General features: G+C 67.8%; 23 protein-coding genes. 6 read left to right on the top strand and 17 right to left on the bottom strand.

Annotation, left to right across the window (positions count from 1 at the left end):
• Positions 1-486 precede the first annotated feature (486 nt).
• The 10 genes from rapZ to AC5P5X_RS07960 form a co-directional block, all read right to left on the bottom strand.
• On the bottom strand, positions 487-1,371 hold the full coding sequence (rapZ, locus tag AC5P5X_RS08005; protein WP_012479342.1) for an RNase adapter RapZ: 885 nt from the start codon (positions 1,369-1,371) through the stop codon (positions 487-489).
• Positions 1,372-1,398: 27 nt separating this feature from the next.
• The gene (gene hprK / locus AC5P5X_RS08000) at positions 1,399-2,349 is read right to left on the bottom strand and encodes an HPr(Ser) kinase/phosphatase (RefSeq protein WP_005408388.1); all 951 of its coding nucleotides are present in this window, start codon (positions 2,347-2,349) and stop codon (positions 1,399-1,401) included.
• On the bottom strand, positions 2,346-2,798 hold the full coding sequence (locus AC5P5X_RS07995; RefSeq protein WP_005408389.1) for a PTS sugar transporter subunit IIA: 453 nt from the start codon (positions 2,796-2,798) through the stop codon (positions 2,346-2,348). The genes hprK and AC5P5X_RS07995 overlap by 4 nt, the downstream gene beginning before the upstream one ends.
• A 21-nt stretch (positions 2,799-2,819) precedes the next feature.
• Entirely contained in the window at positions 2,820-3,137 is a 318-nt protein-coding gene (gene hpf, locus AC5P5X_RS07990; protein WP_004147311.1) for a ribosome hibernation-promoting factor, HPF/YfiA family, read from the bottom strand.
• 58 nt (positions 3,138-3,195) lie between these two features.
• Positions 3,196-4,617 carry an RNA polymerase factor sigma-54 gene (locus AC5P5X_RS07985; RefSeq protein ID WP_038645608.1) on the bottom strand — a complete coding sequence of 474 codons (1,422 nt, stop codon included), beginning with the start codon at positions 4,615-4,617 and terminating at the stop codon, positions 3,196-3,198.
• A 39-nt stretch (positions 4,618-4,656) separates the two neighbouring features.
• The gene (gene lptB / locus AC5P5X_RS07980) at positions 4,657-5,376 is read right to left on the bottom strand and encodes an LPS export ABC transporter ATP-binding protein (RefSeq protein WP_005408391.1); all 720 of its coding nucleotides are present in this window, start codon (positions 5,374-5,376) and stop codon (positions 4,657-4,659) included.
• Positions 5,376-5,927 (bottom strand): lipopolysaccharide transport periplasmic protein LptA, encoded by a 552-nt coding sequence (gene lptA, locus AC5P5X_RS07975; protein ID WP_005408392.1) that lies wholly within the window; start codon positions 5,925-5,927, stop codon positions 5,376-5,378. The genes lptB and lptA overlap by 1 nt, the downstream gene beginning before the upstream one ends.
• Before the next feature lie 103 nt (positions 5,928-6,030).
• A complete protein-coding gene (gene lptC / locus AC5P5X_RS07970) occupies positions 6,031-6,606 on the bottom strand; it encodes an LPS export ABC transporter periplasmic protein LptC (RefSeq protein ID WP_012479345.1) in 576 nt (191 codons plus the stop codon).
• Positions 6,603-7,151 carry a KdsC family phosphatase gene (locus tag AC5P5X_RS07965; RefSeq protein ID WP_005408394.1) on the bottom strand — a complete coding sequence of 183 codons (549 nt, stop codon included), beginning with the start codon at positions 7,149-7,151 and terminating at the stop codon, positions 6,603-6,605. The genes lptC and AC5P5X_RS07965 overlap by 4 nt, the downstream gene beginning before the upstream one ends.
• 66 nt (positions 7,152-7,217) lie before the next feature.
• Positions 7,218-8,219, bottom strand: coding sequence for a KpsF/GutQ family sugar-phosphate isomerase (locus AC5P5X_RS07960; RefSeq protein ID WP_099527775.1), 1,002 nt, complete (start codon positions 8,217-8,219; stop codon positions 7,218-7,220).
• Positions 8,220-8,273: 54 nt separating this feature from the next.
• Here AC5P5X_RS07960 and AC5P5X_RS07955 point away from each other — a divergent pair, with 54 nt between their 5' ends.
• The 3 genes from AC5P5X_RS07955 to AC5P5X_RS07945 are packed head-to-tail and all read left to right on the top strand — an operon-like array spanning position 8,274 to position 10,111.
• Positions 8,274-8,504 carry a BolA family protein gene (locus AC5P5X_RS07955; protein WP_005408396.1) on the top strand — a complete coding sequence of 77 codons (231 nt, stop codon included), beginning with the start codon at positions 8,274-8,276 and terminating at the stop codon, positions 8,502-8,504.
• A 21-nt stretch (positions 8,505-8,525) separates the two neighbouring features.
• Complete coding sequence (gene murA / locus AC5P5X_RS07950; RefSeq protein ID WP_088428723.1) at positions 8,526-9,797, top strand: UDP-N-acetylglucosamine 1-carboxyvinyltransferase; 1,272 nt, start codon at positions 8,526-8,528, stop codon at positions 9,795-9,797.
• Positions 9,794-10,111, top strand: coding sequence for a hypothetical protein (locus AC5P5X_RS07945; RefSeq protein WP_005408398.1), 318 nt, complete (start codon positions 9,794-9,796; stop codon positions 10,109-10,111). Before murA ends, AC5P5X_RS07945 begins: the two co-directional genes overlap by 4 nt.
• A 139-nt stretch (positions 10,112-10,250) precedes the next feature.
• On the opposite strand, the gene AC5P5X_RS07940 is transcribed toward AC5P5X_RS07945, so the two are convergent.
• The 7 genes from AC5P5X_RS07940 to purM form a co-directional block, all read right to left on the bottom strand.
• The gene (locus AC5P5X_RS07940) at positions 10,251-10,934 is read right to left on the bottom strand and encodes a DUF3108 domain-containing protein (protein WP_005408399.1); all 684 of its coding nucleotides are present in this window, start codon (positions 10,932-10,934) and stop codon (positions 10,251-10,253) included.
• Between the two features lie 2 nt (positions 10,935-10,936).
• Positions 10,937-11,758: a DUF3108 domain-containing protein gene (locus tag AC5P5X_RS07935; RefSeq protein WP_005412504.1), complete on the bottom strand. Its 822-nt coding sequence runs from the start codon at positions 11,756-11,758 to the stop codon at positions 10,937-10,939.
• A 67-nt stretch (positions 11,759-11,825) separates the two neighbouring features.
• Positions 11,826-12,485, bottom strand: coding sequence for a phosphoribosylglycinamide formyltransferase (gene purN, locus AC5P5X_RS07930; protein ID WP_012479348.1), 660 nt, complete (start codon positions 12,483-12,485; stop codon positions 11,826-11,828).
• Entirely contained in the window at positions 12,482-13,144 is a 663-nt protein-coding gene (locus tag AC5P5X_RS07925) for a DUF2238 domain-containing protein (RefSeq protein ID WP_111189460.1), read from the bottom strand. Before AC5P5X_RS07925 ends, purN begins: the two co-directional genes overlap by 4 nt.
• 41 nt (positions 13,145-13,185) lie before the next feature.
• A complete protein-coding gene (locus AC5P5X_RS07920; RefSeq protein WP_049397534.1) occupies positions 13,186-13,608 on the bottom strand; it encodes a hypothetical protein in 423 nt (140 codons plus the stop codon).
• Entirely contained in the window at positions 13,605-14,093 is a 489-nt protein-coding gene (locus AC5P5X_RS07915; protein WP_111189459.1) for a hypothetical protein, read from the bottom strand. The genes AC5P5X_RS07920 and AC5P5X_RS07915 overlap by 4 nt, the downstream gene beginning before the upstream one ends.
• Before the next feature lie 23 nt (positions 14,094-14,116).
• Positions 14,117-15,175, bottom strand: coding sequence for a phosphoribosylformylglycinamidine cyclo-ligase (gene purM / locus AC5P5X_RS07910; protein WP_005412508.1), 1,059 nt, complete (start codon positions 15,173-15,175; stop codon positions 14,117-14,119).
• 99 nt (positions 15,176-15,274) lie between these two features.
• Here purM and AC5P5X_RS07905 point away from each other — a divergent pair, with 99 nt between their 5' ends.
• Genes AC5P5X_RS07905 through hda form a run of 3 tightly spaced genes read left to right on the top strand, consistent with a single transcriptional unit; the run spans position 15,275 to position 18,287 of the window.
• The gene (locus AC5P5X_RS07905) at positions 15,275-16,414 is read left to right on the top strand and encodes a DUF2066 domain-containing protein (RefSeq protein ID WP_049403272.1); all 1,140 of its coding nucleotides are present in this window, start codon (positions 15,275-15,277) and stop codon (positions 16,412-16,414) included.
• Complete coding sequence (locus tag AC5P5X_RS07900) at positions 16,411-17,580, top strand: AI-2E family transporter (protein WP_005408407.1); 1,170 nt, start codon at positions 16,411-16,413, stop codon at positions 17,578-17,580. Before AC5P5X_RS07905 ends, AC5P5X_RS07900 begins: the two co-directional genes overlap by 4 nt.
• A complete protein-coding gene (gene hda, locus AC5P5X_RS07895) occupies positions 17,580-18,287 on the top strand; it encodes a DnaA regulatory inactivator Hda (protein ID WP_005408408.1) in 708 nt (235 codons plus the stop codon). Before AC5P5X_RS07900 ends, hda begins: the two co-directional genes overlap by 1 nt.
• Positions 18,288-18,661 lie beyond the last annotated feature (374 nt).

Raw genomic sequence — 18,661 nt, 5'->3', positions numbered from 1 at the left:
TGCACGTTAACAGGTCAAGGTGAATTGGCGATAGCAGCAGGAGAGGGGCACTGTGTCCCGTATTCAGCGTTGCTCCCAGGGGAGGCCTTTTCCGTTGAGAAAGAGATCCGACCCCATCCGTTTTTCGATGCCTGACAGCGATTCATCCACGCAGGCGTGGATCCATCGTGTCGACCAGGGTCGACACCCACCCGCAGCAGAAATCTGTCAGAGGTGGGGCGGTGTGGGTCTGCAGGACCGTTGGCGCCATGGATGGCGCCATCGAGCCCCCAGGGGGGAGGGCGCTTTGCTTGCGAAGCACTGCTTCGCAAGCGCCCGAACGCCCAGCCGCCAGCGGCTGGGCCGGACCGCGGAGCGGGGTTCACGGCGTGTCCTGCAGACCCACACCGCCCCGCCATCCCACGGAATGCCGCTTCTGCTGTTGCTGTTGCCGGCCAGCGGCCGGCACTACCGGCGGGTGCCGGGCGCAGCCCGGCCGCCCCCCCCTCAATCCTGTTCGCGGTGGTACGTCGCCACGTCTTCCCAGCCCATCTCGCGGGCATGCCGGGCCAGGCGCTCGGCCAGGAACACCGACCGGTGCTTGCCGCCGGTGCAGCCGAACGCCACGGTCACATAGCTGCGGGTGCCATCACCCAGCTTCGGCAGCCAGGTATCGAGGAAGTCCATCAGCTGGGCCAGGTAGCGCTGCACGTCCGGCTGCGCTTCCAGGTAGTCGCGTACACCCGGTTCGCGACCGCTGAGCGCGCGCAGGTCCGGGTCCCAGTGCGGATTGGGCAGCACCCGCGCATCGAACACGAAGTCCGCCTCGGCCGGCACGCCGCGCTTGTAGGCGAACGATTCAAACAGCAGCGACAGGCCGGTGGCATGGTCCATCGTGAACTCGGTGATGATCCGCCGCCGCAGCTGATGCACGTTGAGGCTGCTGGTGTCGATCACCGCATCGGCCTCGCGGCGCAGCGGTGCGGTCAACTCGCGTTCGCGGGCGATGGCTTCAGGCAGCGACAGGCCCAGCTGGCTCAGCGGATGGCGGCGGCGGGTGTCGGCGTAGCGCTTGAGCAGCGTCTCGTCGCTGGCTTCGAAGAACAGCACCTTCACGTCCACGCCGGCGTCGGCCGCCAGCTGCCGCCAGTCGCCCAGCTGGCTCAGGTCGGCCTGGCCGCGAACGTCGATGCCTACGGCCAGACGCCGTGGTGCGCTGCCGTCGTGGTTGGCCAGCAGGCTGCGCACGAAGTCGGGCAGCAGATTGATCGGCAGGTTGTCCGAGCAGTAGTAATCCTGGTCCTCGAAGGTCTTCAGGGCGACGGATTTACCCGAGCCGGACAGGCCGCTGACGATGATCAGGGTCGGGGCGGAGGGGGTGACGGTGCTCATGGACAGGCTCTTCGAAGGGCAGGGAAATCAGGGTGTTCGCCGTTCCAGCAGGTTGCTGTGGCGGGCGATGAACATGGCTGCCGGGTCGATGCCCTTGGTGCGCAGGATGTGCAGGCGGGTGGCCGCCTCGGTCAGCACGGCCAGGTTGCGGCCGGGCATCACCGGCAGGGTGATCAGCGGTACGTCCAGGTCCAGCACATGGCGGGTGCCCGAATCGCCGGTCAGGCGCTCGTAGCCATGCGGGGTGGGTTCGGTCATCGGCTTGGTCAGGTGGACGATCAGCCGAAGGTACTTGTTCTTCTTTACAGCCGTGTCGCCGAACATCTCGCGCACGTTCAACACGCCCAGGCCGCGCACTTCCAGCAGGTCCTGCAGCAGCTCCGGGCAGGTGCCATCGAGTACATCGGGTGCGATCTGGGTGAATTCGGGGGCATCGTCGGCCACCAGGCGATGGCCACGGCTGAGCAGTTCCAGCGCCAGTTCGCTCTTGCCGGATCCCGCTTCGCCGGTGATCAGCACGCCGATGGAGTAGATCTCCATGAACACGCCGTGCAGGATTACCCGCGGCGCCAGCGTACGCGCCAGGTGGTAGGACAGGTGGTTGAGCAGTTCGTGGCCGCGCTTGGGCGACAGCCACAGCGGCGTGCCGGATTCGTCCGCGGCAGCGCGCAGGTCTTCCGGGCAGGCCTGGTTGCGGGTCAGCACCAGCGCCAGCGGGTGCGACTGCATGATCTTTTCGATGGTCTCCCAACGCTGGCGCGGTTCCAGCGCATCCAGCCAGGACAGTTCCTCGGTGCCCAGGATCTGCACCTTGTTGGGGTAGATCGCATTGAGATAGCCGGCCAGCGACGGACGCCGCGAGACCGTGTTGCCGGCCTCCAGCTCGCGCTTCTCGCCGGACTTGCCGGCAGCCCAGCGCAGCCCCAGCCGCTCGCGCTGCTGTTCGAACAGTTCACGGGCGGTGATGCTGGTATTCATGCGGCACTCGCAGGTGGGGTCATGTCCAGCGCCTCGCGCAGCGCCCGGGCATCGCCCGCTTCGCGCAGGGCCTGGCGGATGTCCGGCGCCGAGAACAGCTCGGCCAGCTCGGACAGCAGCATCAGGTGCTGGTGGGTGTAGTGGGCGGGGACGGCCATCGCGAACACCAGGTCCACCGGCTCCTCGCCACCGAAATCGACCGGGGTGGCCAACCGCAGCAGGGCGCCGCGGGGGCGGTCCAGGGTTGGCGCGCGGCCGTGGGGAATGGCGATGCCGTGGCCGATGGCGGTGCTGCCCAGCGCTTCGCGCTGGCACAGGTTCAGATAGATCTGTTCGGCGTTGGCCTGGCGGCAGGCCAGCAACCCGGCGGCGGCCTGCAGGACGCTGTCACGGTCGGTGGCCGTGCAGAGCTGGGTCTGCACGGCCGCCAGGAGGTCAGTCAGGGGCATGTCTGCGGGGAACGGTGGCGATCAGCCACCATTGTCGCCCACCGGCAGCGGTGCGTGCTGCTGTTTTTTCTCCTTGTGCTTGATCACCAGACGGTCAAGCTTGTCCGCAAGCAGGTCGATCGCGGCATACATGGTCTGGGCATTGGCCTCGGCGTGCAGGGTCTGGCCGGGAATGTTGAGGCTGGCGTCGACGTGGTGTTCGGTCTTCTGCAGCTTGAGGGTCACCCGCGCTTCGCAGTGCTGGTCGAAGTGCTTTCCGATCCGGGCCAGCTTCTCCTCAACATAGGACTGCAGGGCCGGGGTGACTTCGACATCTTTGCCAAACGTTTCGATGCGCATCGGGTTTCTCCTGTGTTCGGATGTGCCAATGAACCTCTCCGCCGGGCGCGGCGGCGCGTCAAGCGATTCTGACCCTTTCGTGCGAGGCGGAAATGTTCATGGCTTCACGATACTTCGCCACGGTGCGTCGCGCTACTGGAATTCCCGACGATTTGAGCAGGTCAGCCAGCTTGGCGTCAGAAAGCGGCTTGCGCGGGTTCTCGTCGTCGATCAGGCGCCGGATCATCGCCTGGATGGCGGTGCTGGACGCCTCGCCACCACTCTCGGTATCGATGCCCGAGGCGAAGAAGGCGCGCAGCGGCAGGGTGCCTCGCGGGGTACGCACGTGCTTGCGGGCGATCGCGCGCGAGACCGTGGATTCGTGCAGGCCGAGCTCGGCGGCGATCTCGCGCAGGGTCAGTGGACGCAGCGCCTGCTCGCCGAATTCGAGGAAGCCGGCCTGCTGCAGGATCAGGCTGCGCACGACGCGCAGCAGGGTGTCACCACGCTGCTGCAGCCCTTTCAGCAGCCAGCGCGCTTCCTGCAGCTGGGCACGCAGGTAGCCGGCATCGGCGTCGCCACAACGTCGGATCAGCTGTTCGTAGCCGCGGTGGATCACCACCTTCGGCCCGGCATGCGCGGCCAGCGCTGCGCGCCATACGCCGTTCTGCCGCCACACCACCACATCCGGCACCACATAGGTGTCCTGCGACAGCGGCGCGATCTGCGTGCCCGGGCGCGGGTCCAGCGAACGCAGCAGCGCCACGGCAGTCTCGACCTCGTCCAGAGGCAGCTTCAACTCATGGGCGAGCCCGGTGACGCCGCTGCGAGGCAAACGTTCCAGGGGTCCTGCGGCAATCTGTCGCGCCAGGAGCAGGCCGGGCGTGTCGCCGGCCAGCACATCCAGCTGCAGCAGCAGGCATTCGCCCAGCGTGCGTGCAGCCACACCCACCGGATCGAAGCGCTGGATGCGGTGCAGCACGGCGAGGATCTCGTCCTCGTCGGCGTGGATCGCCGGCAACAGGGTTTCAGCGATGGTGGCCAGCGGCTCGCGCAGGTAACCATCGTCGTCCAGTGCATCGATCAGCGCGGCACCGATGCTGCGATCACGCGAGGACAGATGCGAGAGATGCAGCTGCCACAGCAGATGGTCGGCCAGTGTTTCGGTTTCGGCTACGCGCTCGGCGGCGCTGCCGTTGTCGTCGTCATCATCGAAGCTGCCACCGCTGCCGGTCGTCGTCCAGTCCAGTTCGGTCGGCGCCCAGTCGTCGCCCTCATCGCTGCGCTCTGCAGGCGCTTCGTTGTCGTTGCCATCGCTGCCTTCATTGGCGGCGCTGCTGTCGTTGCTGTCGGCCCAGTCCAGCAGTGGGTTGCTTTCCACTGCCTGCGCGATCTCCAGCTCCAGTTCGGTGGCCGACATCTGCAGCAGCTTGATCGCCTGCTGCAACTGGGGCGTGAGCACCAGTTGCTGTCCCAACGATGTCTGCAGCCGAGTCTTCATGCCTGTGCCGAAAGGAAGGAAAGGGACCCGGCGACTGCTTCACAGCTTGAAGGAATCCCCGAGGTAGACGCGGCGTACATCGGCGTTGTCCAGGATCGCCTCCGGCGAACCCTGGGCCAGCACGCTGCCCTCGGCGAGGATATACGCGCGGTCGCAGATACCCAAGGTCTCGCGCACGTTGTGGTCGGTGATCAGCACGCCGATGCCACGCTGCTTGAGGTGGGTGACGATGCGCTGGATCTCGCCGACCGAAATCGGGTCGACACCGGCGAACGGTTCGTCGAGCAGGATCAGGCGCGGTTGTGCGGCCAGTGCGCGGGCGATCTCGCAGCGGCGGCGTTCGCCACCGGACAGGCTGGCGCCGAGCTGGTCGGCGACATGGCCCAGCTGCAGTTCGTCGAGCAGGCCGTTCAATTCGCGCTCGCGGCCGGCCGAGTCCAGGTCCTCGCGCAGTTCCAGCACCAGGCGGATGTTGTCGGCCACGGTAAGCTTGCGGAACACCGACGGTTCCTGCGGCAGGTAGCCCACCCCCTGCTTGGCGCGGGTGTACATCGGGTCGCCGGTGATGTCCTTGCCGTCGAGTACGATGCTGCCGGCATCGGCGGCCACCAGACCGACGATCATGTAGAAACAGGTGGTCTTGCCGGCACCGTTGGGGCCGAGCAGGCCGACCACTTCACCCGCATCGAGGGTCAGCCCGAAGTCCTTGACCACTTCGCGCTGCTTGTACTTTTTGCGCAGGCCCTTGGCGACGAGCATTACTTCCTGCTCCCGGCCGGCTGTGCCGGCGTGGTGGCCTTGGGCTGTGCCGCAGGCGCGGCCGGGGTCTTGTTCTTCGGCGGGATGACGGTACGCACGCGGCTGCCGTCACCACCGGAGTTCATCTCGCCGGTGCGGGTGTTGTAGACCATGCGCTGGCCGGCATTGGTGCCGCGCGCGCTGGTGACCTTGTAGTTGCCGGTCAGGGTGATGATCTCGGTCTTGATGTCGTAGTCGATGCGATCAGCCAGCGCATCCATCCAGGTGCCGTCATCAAGCTGCTGCTTCATCTTGGCCTGCTTGCCGGTGAACACCACGCGCACGGCCTCGCCGTCCTTGAGGTAGATCTCGGCCTCGGACGAACGCAGGTCCAGCGTGCCCTGGGTGATGATCACGCCCTGCGACAGCACGGTCTTGCCGTCGCCGGTGAGCATGCCGGACTGGGCGCCGGAATCGATGTGCATGTCTTCGTTGCGGTCGGTGGACTTGGCGAAGGCGGCGCTGGGGACAAGAAGACCGAGCGCGAGTACGGCGGCAAAGGGAATCTTCATCGGGGTCCGTTCTACCGGTGGGGGCCTGCCGGGCGGGCCGGGGGCGGAGGGTGGGGCTGCCGGCCCTGCGCCTGTCCGGAGACGTCGCGGGCTGGCGGCGGAATCAGCGTCTGGGCGTGTAGCGGCCCTTGGACTGGCTGAGGAAATGATACGTGTTGTTCTTCGAATCCACTTCGAAGCCGACGCCGGACTGTTCCATGCCCGGGCGGGTCATGGTCACCAGGGCGTCGGTACGGGCACGGTTCTCCTTCGGGAACACGTCCAGGTGGTCGGTGCGGAAGGTGGTCGGCACCACGCCCGGGCCGGCCGGGCTGTCGCCGGCAACCTTGCCGCGCAGCTTCATCTCGTCGCCCTTGGCGCTGAGCCAGCCGGTCTCGGCACGCAGCGTCCAGTGCTTGCCATCCTTGTCCGGCATCTCGAACAGCGGGGTGGCGATGTTGATGGTCTGGTCGCCGCGCTGGCGTTCCAGCCGCGGTGCGCGCAGGGTGGTCGATTCCTTGCCGTGCTCATCCAGGGCAACGATCTGGAAGTCATGCAGGATGTAATCCACGCCGATTTCCTGGCCCCCCGTGGCTGGCCCCTTGTCGCGGTTGCGCAGCGCCGCCCAGCTGCTCAGCAGGGCGGCCAGCAGCAGGCTGATGCCGAGCACGGTGCGCCAGTTCAAGGTGGGCAGGTTCATGCGCCAAACCTCGCCAGCACCGCATCCGCGCGGCCCTGGGCGGCCAGCAGGATGTCGCACAGCTCGCGCGCGGCGCCACGGCCACCCTCGGCGCGGGTCTGCCAATGCACGCGTTCGGCGATCCACGGATGGGCATTGGCCGGGGCCACCGCAAGGCCGACCGCACCCAGCGGCGCCAGATCGGGCAGGTCATCGCCCATGAACGCCACCTGTTCCAGGCCGATCCCGTGCTGCGCACACAGCGCCTGCACGCTGGCCAGCTTGTCGCCCACGGCGATCTGGGTGTCGATGCCGAGGTCGGCGCCGCGCTTGAGCGCGGACTGGCTGTTGCGCGCGGTGATCAGCACGGGGTGGATACCGTGCTGCTGCAGCAGTTTCAGGCCCAGGCCATCCTGCACGAAGTACGCCTTGCTCTCGTTGCCGTCCTTGTCGTAGTACAGCCGACCGTCGGTGAGGGTGCCGTCCACGTCGAAGCAGGCCAGGCGGATCTGGGCCGCAGCGGCATGCAGGTGGGCGGGGAAGGCGGGCAGGGGGGACCAGGGCATCAGGGCGGCAGGCTCGTTATGGGCAGGTGCGGCGTTACAGACTGAATGGGGTCTACGGACTGTCGGTTAAACCACCCGGGCCCGCAACAGGTCATGAATGTTCAGCGCGCCAACCGCGCGGCCCTGGCCATCAACCACGATCAGGCCGGTGATCTTGTGGGTCTCCATCAGGCGGGCGGCCTCGACCGCCAGCTGGTCGGCGCCGATGGTGCGCGGGTTGCGGGTCATCACGTCGGCGATCTTCGCCGTGCGCACGTCCAGCGCGCTGTCCAGTGCACGGCGCAGGTCGCCGTCGGTGAACAGCCCGATCAGCACGCCGCCGGCGTCGACCACGGCGGTCATGCCCAGCCGCTTGCGGCTCATTTCCACCAGCGCCTCGCTGAGGCTGGCGTCGGCGCCCACGCTGGGCAGGTCGTCGCCGGTGTGCATGACGTCGGTGATGTGCAGCAGCAGGCGACGGCCGAGGCTGCCGGCCGGGTGCGAGCGGGCGAAGTCATCGGCGGTGAAGCCACGTGCATCGAGCAGGGCCACGGCCAGTGCATCGCCCATCGCCAGCGAGGCGGTGGTGCTGGAAGTGGGTGCCAGCGCCAGCGGGCAGGCCTCGGCCGGCACGCTCACGTCCAGATGGATGTCGGCGGCGGTGGCCAGGCTGGACTGCGGGCGGCCGGTCATGGAGATCAGCAGGTTGCCCTGGCGCTTGAGCACCGGCAGCAGCATCAGCACCTCGTCCGATTCGCCCGAGTAGGACAGGGCCAGCACGACGTCGTCCTCGGTGATCATGCCCAGGTCGCCGTGGCCGGCTTCACCGGGGTGCACGTAGAACGCCGGCGTACCGGTAGAGGCCAGGGTGGCGGCGATCTTGCGGGCGATATGCCCGGACTTGCCCATGCCGGTGGCGACCACCCGCCCGCGGCTGGCCAGGATCGCCTGGCAGGCCTGCTGGAAGGCCTCGCCGAGGCGGTCGGCCACGGCATCCAGGGCCTGCCGCTCGATCTCGAACACGCGGCGGCCACTGGCAACCAGGCCGGCAGGGTCGACGGAACGGGGGGGCAACAGGGATTCGGCCATGCGGACGCCACGCAGCGGAAGTAGAATGGACCCACATTTTATTAGGAAAGCCCGTTGGACGCCGACACCATCCGCAATCTGATCGAAACCGGCCTGCCTGGCGCCCGCGCCGACGTGCAGGGCGACGATGGCGTGCATTTCGAAGCGACCGTGGTCTGCGAGGCCTTCGCCGGCAAGATGCCGCTGGCCCGCCACCGCATGGTGTATGCCACCCTGGGCGACCTGATGGGCGGCGCGATCCACGCGCTGGCGCTGAAAACCGTGACCCCGGCCGAAGCCGGCTGAACCGCAGAAGATCCCGAATACATGGCCAAGATCGTTGTGACCGGCGGCGCTGCGCTGCACGGTGAAGTGAGCATCTCCGGCGCCAAGAACGCCGTCCTCCCCATTCTCTGCGCGACCCTGCTGGCCGATGCGCCGGTGGAGATCACCAACGTGCCGCACCTGCACGACGTGGTCACCACGGTGAAGCTGCTCGGCGAGCTGGGCGCCAAGGTCACCATCGACCAGGGCACGCTGTCGCGCGGCAGCGCGATCGTGGTCGACCCGCGTCCGGTCAACCAGCACGTCGCACCGTATGAGCTGGTCAAGACCATGCGCGCCTCGATCCTGGTGCTGGGCCCGCTGCTGGCCCGCTTCGGCGCCGCCGAAGTGTCGCTGCCGGGCGGCTGCGCGATCGGCTCGCGACCGGTCGACCAGCACATCAAGGGCCTGCAGGCGCTGGGCGCCGAGATCGTGGTCGAGAACGGCTTCATCAAGGCCAGCGCCAAGCGCCTGAAGGGTGGCCACTTCACCTTCGACATGGTCAGCGTCACCGGCACCGAGAACGTGCTGATGGGCGCGGTGCTGGCTGAAGGCACCACCATCCTCGACAACTGCGCGATGGAACCGGAAGTGACCGACCTGGCGCACTGCCTGATCGCGCTGGGCGCGAAGATCGAAGGCCTGGGCACCGCCCGCCTGGTGATCGAGGGCGTCGAGCGCCTGTCCGGTGGCCGCCACGAAGTGCTGCCCGACCGCATCGAGACCGGCACCTTCCTGGTGGCCGCAGCGATGACCGGTGGCAAGGTCACCGTCAACCGTGCGCGCCCGAACACCATGGACGCGGTGCTGTCCAAGCTGGTCGAGGCTGGTGCGAAGATCGAGACCACCGACGACACCATCACCCTGGACATGCAGGGCAGGCGGCCGAAGGCGGTCAACCTGACCACCGCGCCGTACCCGGCATTCCCGACCGACATGCAGGCGCAGTTCATGGCGCTCAACTGCGTGGCCGATGGCGTGGGCGTGATCAACGAAACGATCTTCGAGAACCGTTTCATGCACGTCAACGAACTGCTGCGCCTGGGCGCGGACATCCAGGTTGAAGGCCACACCGCCATCGTGCGTGGCAGCGAGCACCTGAGCGGCGCACCGGTGATGGCGACCGACCTGCGTGCGTCGGCCTCGCTGATCCTGGCCGGCCTGATGGCCAGCGGCGATACCACCATCGACCGCATCTACCACCTTGATCGCGGCTACGAGAACATCGAAGAGAAGCTGTCTTCGCTCGGCGCCACCATCCGGCGCGTGCCATGATCCTGCGCGGCAAGTTCAGCCCGCGTCGCAAGGCGCTGCTGGCCCTGGTGCTGATCGTGCTGGCGTGGCTGGGCTATGCCTGGTACGCCAACATCGCCATCACCCAGGGCATCGAGCAGAAGGACATGGACTGGAACGGCGACGGCACGGTCACGCGTGACGAGATCATCGAGTCGTTCTATGCGGTCGCGGTGAACGACAGCCAGGACGGCAACCGTCATTGCCGCACCTTTGTCTGGCGCAGCACCGGCGAGCAGATCCGCGTGGACTGCCGCACCGAGTTCAAGCCGGCGGCGGCCGAGGAAAAGAAGTAAGAAAAACGCCCGCGAAAGCGGGCGTTTTCTTTTCGCGGGGCCCGGGGTCGGAGCCCTTTCCATCGGAAAGGGCTCCGACCCCAGCCACACAACCGGGGTCAGAGCCCATCCCCGAGGGGATGGGATCCGACCCCGGCACTCAGTTCATCGCCTTGATGGTCAGGTCCAGCGCATCGCGGCCGCTCTCACGCTGCAGCATGCGCGCCGGCACCGGGAAGTCCGGCACGATCCAGGCGATCAGCTCCTTGTTGCCATCGGCGCGCGAGACCTTGGTCGCCTCGTAACTCTTGCCGGCCACGGTGATCGATTCCTTGCCGATCACGCGGTAGGTCATGTTCTTGATCCGGCCTTCGTCCACCATGCGATAGGTCAGCGGCTTGCCGGCGGCCAGGTCACGGGCGATCGCCAGGTTGATCAGCAGCGCGTCCATGTCGCCTGCTTTCAGCGCGATGGGGCCCGCACGGTCCGGCTTGATGTCGCCGGTCCAGGTGGCCTGGTTGCTGGTCCAGTTGTAGTTGGCCTGCACGTTGCGCTTCTTCACCAGCAGTGCCGAACGATCCTGGCTGCTGAGCGGGCGCAGCTGGCCACGCACTTCCTCGAACACCGTGCTCTGGCTGAGGTCGGCCAGCTGGTTCTTCACCTGCAGGCTGTAGCGCCATTTGTTGCTGCCTTCGCTGGCCAGGGTCATGGTGCCGTTGGCCTGCATGCCCATGTAGCTGGCCAGGTAATCCGCCTTGAACGGTTCCAGCGCCATGGCCGGCAGGCTGGCCACGGTCAGGGCAGCGGCTGCGATCCAGGTGAGGGGGCGGGTCAGGGTATTCATGCTCAGACTCCTTGGTATTCGATCAGGCGCAGGTCGACGCGGTCTTCGCCGTCTTCGCGTTGCAGGATGCGCACCGGGGTGGGGACACCGTTGGCGATCCAGAGAATGGTTTCGTTTCTGCCACCGTTGGTCCGGTAGACCCGCAGCGCGTTGTAGGACAGGTCGCCGACCTCGACGTTCTCGGTCTGCGGCGCGGCCTGGTAGTCGTGTTCGCGGACCTTGCCCATGTCCACGTAGCGGTAATGCATGGTGGCGCCCGGACGCGCATCGCGCATGATCGCCAGGTTGATCAGCAGCGCGCTCTGGTCGCCGGCCCGCAGCGGGATCGGCTGCGCGCGCTCCTTCTTGACGTCGCCGGTCCATTGCGCGGTGCCGGCCTGCCAGTTGTAAGTGCCCACGGCCTTCTTGCCCAGGAACAGGCCCTTGCGCACCGTGCTCTGGCTGAGCGGTGCGTAGACGCCACTGCGCTCCTCGAACACCGTGCTCTGCTCGATGTTCAGGCCGAGCACGCTGGCAAAGCCGCGGCGGCCGACCACCTGCATGTCCACCCGCCACTGGCTGCCGCCGGTGTGGGTGACCTGCATGCTGGCATCACCCGCTTCCTTGCCCTTGTAGAAGGCCTGGTAGGTGGCGGTGAACGGCTGCAGCGGCGGTGGCTCCCAGGCCAGTGCCGGCAACAGCGGCACACTGGGCTCGTTCGGTGGCAGCGCAGCGGGTGTGGGCGGCGGGGAAGCCGCAGGCGGCTGCGCCTGGCCCCAGCCCACAGCGGGAAGCACGGCAAGCGACAACAGCAGTGAAGTGGACAGCAGCGTCGTGGTCTTCATGGAGGACAGGAACCGCAGGAGGAGGCAGGATGCCAGCCCCGCAGTCAGCGGGGCGTGTGCAAGAGCGTTACCGGTTCAGGTTTCCGGCGGAATCTAGGGCCAAGGGGCTAAACAGGGGGTGACCGTCCAGCCAGGGCTGACCCTCCCGTTCAGCCAGGCGGCCCTCGCACAGCAGCTGCAGTGTGGCGATCAGCAGCGGATGCTCCACCGCAAGCACGCGTGCAGCCAGCGCCTGCGCGTCATCGCCGGGCCGCACCGGCACGCGGGCCTGCGCCAGCACCGCGCCGGCATCCAGTTCGGGGACCACCAGGTGCACGCTGGCGCCATGCTCGGCGTCACCGGCCTGCAGCGCCCGCGCGTGGGTGTCCAGGCCCTTGTGCAGCGGCAGCAGCGACGGGTGGATGTTGACCAGGCGGCCATCGAAACGCTGCACGAAGGCCGGACCAAGGATGCGCATGTAGCCGGCACAGACGATCCAGTCCGGCTGTACCGCGGCAAGCGCATCGCCGAGCGCCTGCTCGTAGCTGGCGCGGTCGCTGAATTCCTTCGGTGCATGCGCCCAGCGCAGGCCGGCATCGACACGCAGCAGGGCCTCTGCGGCGGGGCGGTCGGAGAACACGCCGACCACCGCGGCCGACAGGCGGCCGCTGCCGATCGCGTCGAGGATGGCCTGCAGGTTGCTGCCGCGGCCCGAGGCGAGCACGGCGATGCGGGTTGGGGCGGTCATTGCAGGGAACTCCGGCGGATCAGAGGCCAGGTCAGCAGGCTGCCGACGGTCGCCATCAGCATGTCGGCATGCGCATCCCACATGTCACCCTGCTGGCCGTTGTAGGCTTCGGCGGCATCCGGCGACAGCGCCAGCGCGATGGCCCATTCGAACCATTCGTAGACCAGGCTGGCACACATCACCGTCATCACTGCCAGGGTGAAGGCCTGGCCCAGGCGCAGCGCCGGCCACGCGTGACGGGCCAGCTGCAGCAGTGCGGGAGTGAAGCAGACGCCGAACAGGAAGTGGATGAGGCGGTCGAAATGGTTGCGCTGCCAGCCGAAGGCCGCATTCGGCGACCAGCCGGTCAGCATCTGCACCCAGGCGTCGTAGGGCACGTTGGAATACAGCCAGCGCGCCGCCACGCAGTGCAGGGCGATGAAGCCGCAGATGGCGATGAAGGCGCCGTTGCCCAGCCAGCCGCCGCGGCGGTCGACCCACAGCAGCGCGGCCAGACCGACCACGGTCAGCGTGCTGTGCAGGGCCTGCTCGGTGGGCCACAGCGGGTGGATCCAGCTGATCGCGAAGACCGCCAGTACGGCGGCGAAAGCCCACTTCTTCGGGCCCGGGAAGCGGCGGGTGGTGGGCGAAGCAGACGTCGGGAGGGCAGGCGCGGACATGGGAAATCGATCAGGATAGGGCGCGGCGTCTGCCGCCAGGTTCAGGCACTGAGGTGATCACCGCGGTCGAACAGCGCAGCCATCTCCGGCTTGGACAGGAACACCCAGGCATAGGCGGCCAACGCCATGCCCAGTGGTCCAGCCAGCACGCCCAGCCACGCCGCGCGCTGGCACCAGGCCAGCCCGGTGCGATGTGACAGCTGGCGCGCGGTGTGCAGCTGCACGAACCCCAGCACGGCGGCCAGCACGGCCATGGACGCATAGACCGTGGTCAGCATCCAGGCATCCTCCAACCCGCGCGACTGGGCCACCCAGCCGCTGAGGCCGAGGAACGCCACTGTGGCGACCCAGTGGAAACCGGCCAAGGCGTAGAACAGCACTCTCAGTGTCTGCAGATGGCTGGTCAGCTGCAGCTGTGCCAGGGTCTGATGCGGCAGCGGCGGCGGATTGCCGGAGGCGGTCATGCGGTCGCGGCGGGAAGGTCGAAGGCGGCCTTGACCTGCGAGCGCAGCAGGGTGATCAGGCTGAACACCCCCAGCACCGTGCCGACCGGCGTGAACAGGCAGGCCAGGCCAGCCGCGATCAGGCACAGCAGATGGCGACGGCGGCGGGACAGGCAGCGGCCGGCATAGGCCACGAACGCGCCCAGCGTGATGCCACCGAACACGACGACGCAGCCGAGAACGGTGAACACCCAGCCCATCAGGCGCTGTTCCTCCAGCGAGGAGGGCCCGCCGCCGGACTTCATCGGCAGGCTGCCGGTCAACGCGGCGATGCCGATCACGATGTGCAGGATGAAGATCAGCGAGAACAGCACGATCAGGCCACCGACCACGTAGTGTGCGATGGCCAGCATGCGCAGGTGGTCGGCATCCTGCGCGCTGAACGGCGGTACCGTCGCCAGCGGCGGCGGCACGGGGGCGGGCGACAAAGGGGGCGTTGCGTCCATGCGGGGCTCCTGGGTTGCCGGCGTCAGCCGATGTGGACGCGTTCGGCGCCTTCGGCGGTGACCACCTGGCCGATGGTCCAGTGCTCCAGGCCCTGCGCCTTGACTGCATCGGAAACGGCAGCCACCTGGTCCGCTGCGACGATCAGCACGAAGCCGATGCCGCAGTTGAAGGTGCGCCACATCTCGCTGTCGGCCACCGCGCCTTCCTTCTGCAGCCACTGGAACACCGGCGGCAGGGTCCATGACGACGCCTGGATGTCCAGGCCGAGGCCGTCGGGCACTACGCGGATGATGTTCTCGGTCAGGCCGCCGCCGGTGATGTGGGCCATGCCATGGATGGCCTCGCCGTGCGACTTCAGCAGCGACAGGATCGGCTTCACATAGAGGCGGGTCGGTGCCATCAGCGCATCGACCAGCTTCACGCCGCCTTCCAGCTCCAGATCGGCCGGGCGACCGGCGCGGTCGTAGATGCGGCGCACCAGCGAGTAGCCGTTGGAGTGCGGGCCGGAGGAGGCGATGCCGATCAGCACGTCGCCGGCGGCCACGCTGGCGCCGTCCTTCAGCTCGCTCTTCTCCACCGCGGCGACCGTGAAGCCGGCCAGGTCGTATTCGCCGGGGGCGTACATGTCGGGCATTTCAGCGGTTTCGCCGCCGATCAGCGCACAGCCGGCCTCGGTGCAGCCGTTGGCGATGCCGCCCACGACCGCTGCGGCGGTGTCGATGTCCAGCTTGCCGGTGGCGAAGTAGTCCAGGAAGAACAGCGGTTCGGCGCCCTGCACCAGCACGTCGTTCACGCACATGGCGACCAGGTCGATGCCGATCGTATCGTGGCGGTTCAGCTGGTGGGCCAGCTTCAGCTTGGTGCCCACGCCGTCGGTACCCGACACCAGCACCGGCTCGCGGTACTTGTTGGACAGGTCGAACAGGGCACCGAAGCCACCCAGACCGCCCATCACTTCCGGGCGGAAGCTGCGCTTGACCAGGGGCTTGATCCGCTCGACCAGCGCATTGCCGGCGTCGATGTCGACCCCCGCGTCACGGTAGGTGAGGGGGGAGGGGGCGGAAGACGGGGTGTTGGTCACGGGCGTCGGCGCTGGCAGGGGTTGAACGGGCGATTTTAACAGGCCGCATTGGCGCAAAGGCCGTATTCGGGCAACAATTCCCCCGGATACGTCGAGCCAATGGATGTCCTGATGCGCCGCAGCCTGATTCTGACCCTGCTCCTTGCGCTGAGCCTGCCGGTGGCCACGATGGCCCAGAGCGGCCTTCGCACCGAGGGTGATGTCGCCACCGCCAGTGGCGCGTACGAGGCCGAAGTGCCCGTCAACAGCCAAGCCGAGGCCGATCGCAACGGCGCCCTGGCCCGCGCCCTGAGCGTGGTACTGGGCAAGCTGTCCGGCGACCGCAGCGTGATGTCCCGCCCCGGCGTGGTGCAGGCGCTGCGCAACGCCAAGGACTACGTGGCCAGCTACGACTACAAGCAGGACCAGAGCGTGGGCGCCAGTGGCGCCCCCAGCTTCCGTACCCTGCTGGTGGCCCGCTTCCGCGAGGATGATGTCGACTCGCTGGTGTCGGCGCTGGGCCTGCCGCTGTGGCCGCAGCCGCGACCGAAGCCGGTGCTGTGGCTGGCTGTCGACGATGGCAGTGGCCCGCGCCTGGTCAGCGTGCAGCAGGCCAACGCCGCCCGGCCGTTGCTGAACCGCGCCATCGAGCGCGGCTACAAGCTGGGCCTGCCCAGTGGTGGCGCCGCCGAACAGGCGCTGGCGGGTGCGATCTGGCGCCAGGACAGTGCCGCCGTGGCCCGTGCCTCCTCGCGCTACTCGCCGCCGATGCAGCTGATCGGCAAGTTGTACCGCGCCAATGGCGGCTGGCAGGCGGACTGGGTGTTCGTCGACAACGGCCGTGAACTGAACAAGTGGACCAGCAAGGACGCCAACGCCATGCGCGCGATGGCGGCCGGTGCCGACGGCGCCGCCGATGCGCTGGTCAAACGCTATGCCAAGGCCGGCGCCGCCGTCGGTCAGGCCGGGACCTACCGTGTGGTGGTCACCGGCATCAACAGCGCCGACGACTACCTGCGTCTGGCCGCCGGCCTGCGCGAGGTGCCGGTGGTGCGCAATGTCACCCCCCTGCATGCCTCGGCTGGCCAGCTGGAGCTGAACCTGGAGATGACCACCGGCCTGGCCGGCTTCAACCGCATGCTGGGCGACAACGGCGTGCTGGTGCCGAGCGCTCCGCTGCCGGCCCTGCCCGCTCCGATCGACGACACCACCGGTACCCCGGTGGCCGCCCCGGTCAGCAACGAGTACCGTCTGCGATGACTCTGACCCCGGAAGCGGAAATCGCGCAGTTCCTGCGCCGCCTGAAATACATCCTGTTCGCCGGCCTGATCGGCTGGGTGGTGTGGCTGCTGGCGCCGATCCTGACCCCGTTCGTGCTGGCGCTGGCGCTGGCCTGGCTGGGTGACCCGCTGGTGGACCGCATTGAGGCCACCGGCCGCTCGCGCATGACCGGCGTAGTGCTGGTGTTTGCGGCGATGGTGCTGGTGATCGTGGCGCTGCTGCTGGTGCTGGTACCGATGATCGAGCGCCAGATCACCACCCTGATCGCGGTTGCCCCGCAGGCACAGGCGTGGCTGATGGAGAAGGGGATTCCCTGGTTCGAGCAGAAGACCGGCCTGGAAGTGATGCAGTGGCTGGACCCGGACCGCCTGATCGAATGGGTGCGCAGCCACTGGCAGCAGGCCGGCGGCTTCGCCACCACGTTCATGGGCTACGTCTCGCGCTCCGGCTTCGCGATGGTGACCTGGGTGGTCAACATCCTGCTGCTGCCGATCCTGGCGTTCTACTTCCTGCGTGATTGGGACAAGCTGGTCGAGCGCGTGGCGTCGGTGATTCCGCGCAACCACATTGGCACCATCAGCGCGTTGGCGCGTGAGTCCAACGAGGTGCTGGGTGCGTTCATCCGCGGCCAGTTCCTGGTGATGCTGGCACTGGGCGTGATCTATGCCGGCGGCCTGTCGCTGGTCGGCCTCAAGCTGGGCCTGCTGATTGGCCTGATTGCCGGTCTGATCAGTTTCATCCCGTACCTGGGCGCGACCACCGGCGTGCTGATGGCGGTGATCGCCGCGCTGGTGCAGGCACAGGGCTTCGACCTGAAGCTGCTGATCCTGGTCGGCGTGGTGTTCACCGTGGGCCAGCTGCTGGAGAGCTACGTACTGACCCCGCGCATCGTCGGCGACAAGATCGGCCTGCACCCGGTGGCGGTGATCTTCGCGGTGATGGCCGGCGGCCAGCTGTTCGGCTTCCTCGGCATGCTGCTGGCGCTGCCGGTGGCGGCGGTGACCAACGTGCTGCTGCGCTACGCGCACCAGCGTTACCGCCAGAGCGAGTTGTACGTGGGCGAGAAGCCGGCAATCGTGCTTGACGGCGTGGTCGATGCGCCCCATATCATCGTTCCGAACGAAAAAGGCCCCGACCTGAAGTGATGGGTGTGCCGCAACTGCCGTTGGCCCTGCATTACCCGCGGGACCAGCGCCTGGAGACCTTCATCGGCGCGCCGGATGGCGCGCTGGCGCAGCTGCGCGCGATCGCGGTGGGTGCCAGCCACGATTGGGTCTACCTGGAAGGTGCGGCGGGCACGGGCAAGACCCACCAGGCGCTGGCGATGTGTTCCAGCGCCGAGCAGGCAGGGCGCCTGCCGACCTATGTGCCGCTGGCCAGTGCCGCCGGCCGCGTGCGTGCGGCGCTGGACGGGCTGGAAGCGCGCGAGCTGGTGGCGCTGGACGGCCTGGACGAGGTTGCCGGCAACCGCGACGACGAGATCGCGCTGTTCGATTTCCACAACCGCGCGCGCGCCGCGGGCGTGACCGTGCTGTACACGGCGCAGAAGGCCCCGGAAGCGCTGGGCCTGGTGCTGCCGGACCTGCGTTCACGGCTGGGCCAGTGCGTGCGCGTGCTGCTGCAGCCGCTGGATGAGGAGGGGCGGGCAGCGGTGCTGCGCGAACGCGCGCTGCGACGCGGTCTGGCGATCGACGAGGCATCCATCGAGTGGCTGCTGTCGCACACCGGGCGCGAGCTGGGTGGGTTGATCACGCTGCTGGACTGGCTGGACCGCGAGTCGCTGGCGGCGAAGCGGCGGATCACCGTGCCGTTCCTGCGCCAGGTGCTGGAAGAAGGCCGGCCCCGCTACTGAGGGTGGGGTTTGTTTGCAGGGCTGCGCCCTGCACCCGCAGAAGCAACGTCAACGTCAAAAGCTGGCTATCCGTGGGGATGGCGGGGTGGATCCGGTTGCGGGGGACGCTGCAAGTACGTCCATGTAAGCTCGGTCGCCGCATCCATGCGGCTCACGCCCCCGCAACCGGATCCACCCCGCCTTCGACAGGTTCCCGCGATCTGCCGGGACTGCGTACTGCACTGCTGACTGCTGACTGCTGTTGTTGGGTGTCGACCTTGGTCGTCACCAGAGCAAGCGCAGCGAAGCGACCCGCTTTTGCTTTTCTTTTTTCTTTTCCGTGGCTGGACGCCCACGGAAACTGTCAGAGGCCGGGCGGGGTGGGTTCGCGGGGG

This window comes from Stenotrophomonas sp. YJH_SMC_91, assembly GCF_059368495.1.
This window is presented reverse-complemented; position numbering and strand designations above follow the sequence as displayed.

Excerpts from the sequence above, each read along its gene's own strand:
- rapZ (WP_012479342.1), bottom strand. The coding sequence starts at position 1,371 with ATGAGCACCGTCACCCCCTCCGCCCCGACCCTGATCATCGTCAGCGGC.
- hprK (WP_005408388.1), bottom strand. The coding sequence starts at position 2,349 with ATGAATACCAGCATCACCGCCCGTGAACTGTTCGAACAGCAGCGCGAG.
- AC5P5X_RS07995 (WP_005408389.1), bottom strand. The coding sequence starts at position 2,798 with ATGCCCCTGACTGACCTCCTGGCGGCCGTGCAGACCCAGCTCTGCACG.
- hpf (WP_004147311.1), bottom strand. The coding sequence starts at position 3,137 with ATGCGCATCGAAACGTTTGGCAAAGATGTCGAAGTCACCCCGGCCCTG.
- AC5P5X_RS07985 (WP_038645608.1), bottom strand. The coding sequence starts at position 4,617 with ATGAAGACTCGGCTGCAGACATCGTTGGGACAGCAACTGGTGCTCACG.
- lptB (WP_005408391.1), bottom strand. The coding sequence starts at position 5,376 with ATGCTCGTCGCCAAGGGCCTGCGCAAAAAGTACAAGCAGCGCGAAGTG.
- lptA (WP_005408392.1), bottom strand. The coding sequence starts at position 5,927 with ATGAAGATTCCCTTTGCCGCCGTACTCGCGCTCGGTCTTCTTGTCCCC.
- lptC (WP_012479345.1), bottom strand. The coding sequence starts at position 6,606 with ATGAACCTGCCCACCTTGAACTGGCGCACCGTGCTCGGCATCAGCCTG.
- AC5P5X_RS07965 (WP_005408394.1), bottom strand. The coding sequence starts at position 7,151 with ATGCCCTGGTCCCCCCTGCCCGCCTTCCCCGCCCACCTGCATGCCGCT.
- AC5P5X_RS07960 (WP_099527775.1), bottom strand. The coding sequence starts at position 8,219 with ATGGCCGAATCCCTGTTGCCCCCCCGTTCCGTCGACCCTGCCGGCCTG.
- murA (WP_088428723.1), top strand. The coding sequence starts at position 8,526 with ATGGCCAAGATCGTTGTGACCGGCGGCGCTGCGCTGCACGGTGAAGTG.
- AC5P5X_RS07945 (WP_005408398.1), top strand. The coding sequence starts at position 9,794 with ATGATCCTGCGCGGCAAGTTCAGCCCGCGTCGCAAGGCGCTGCTGGCC.
- AC5P5X_RS07940 (WP_005408399.1), bottom strand. The coding sequence starts at position 10,934 with ATGAATACCCTGACCCGCCCCCTCACCTGGATCGCAGCCGCTGCCCTG.
- AC5P5X_RS07935 (WP_005412504.1), bottom strand. The coding sequence starts at position 11,758 with ATGAAGACCACGACGCTGCTGTCCACTTCACTGCTGTTGTCGCTTGCC.
- purN (WP_012479348.1), bottom strand. The coding sequence starts at position 12,485 with ATGACCGCCCCAACCCGCATCGCCGTGCTCGCCTCGGGCCGCGGCAGC.
- AC5P5X_RS07925 (WP_111189460.1), bottom strand. The coding sequence starts at position 13,144 with ATGTCCGCGCCTGCCCTCCCGACGTCTGCTTCGCCCACCACCCGCCGC.
- AC5P5X_RS07920 (WP_049397534.1), bottom strand. The coding sequence starts at position 13,608 with ATGACCGCCTCCGGCAATCCGCCGCCGCTGCCGCATCAGACCCTGGCA.
- AC5P5X_RS07915 (WP_111189459.1), bottom strand. The coding sequence starts at position 14,093 with ATGGACGCAACGCCCCCTTTGTCGCCCGCCCCCGTGCCGCCGCCGCTG.
- AC5P5X_RS07905 (WP_049403272.1), top strand. The coding sequence starts at position 15,275 with ATGGATGTCCTGATGCGCCGCAGCCTGATTCTGACCCTGCTCCTTGCG.
- AC5P5X_RS07900 (WP_005408407.1), top strand. The coding sequence starts at position 16,411 with ATGACTCTGACCCCGGAAGCGGAAATCGCGCAGTTCCTGCGCCGCCTG.
- hda (WP_005408408.1), top strand. The coding sequence starts at position 17,580 with ATGGGTGTGCCGCAACTGCCGTTGGCCCTGCATTACCCGCGGGACCAG.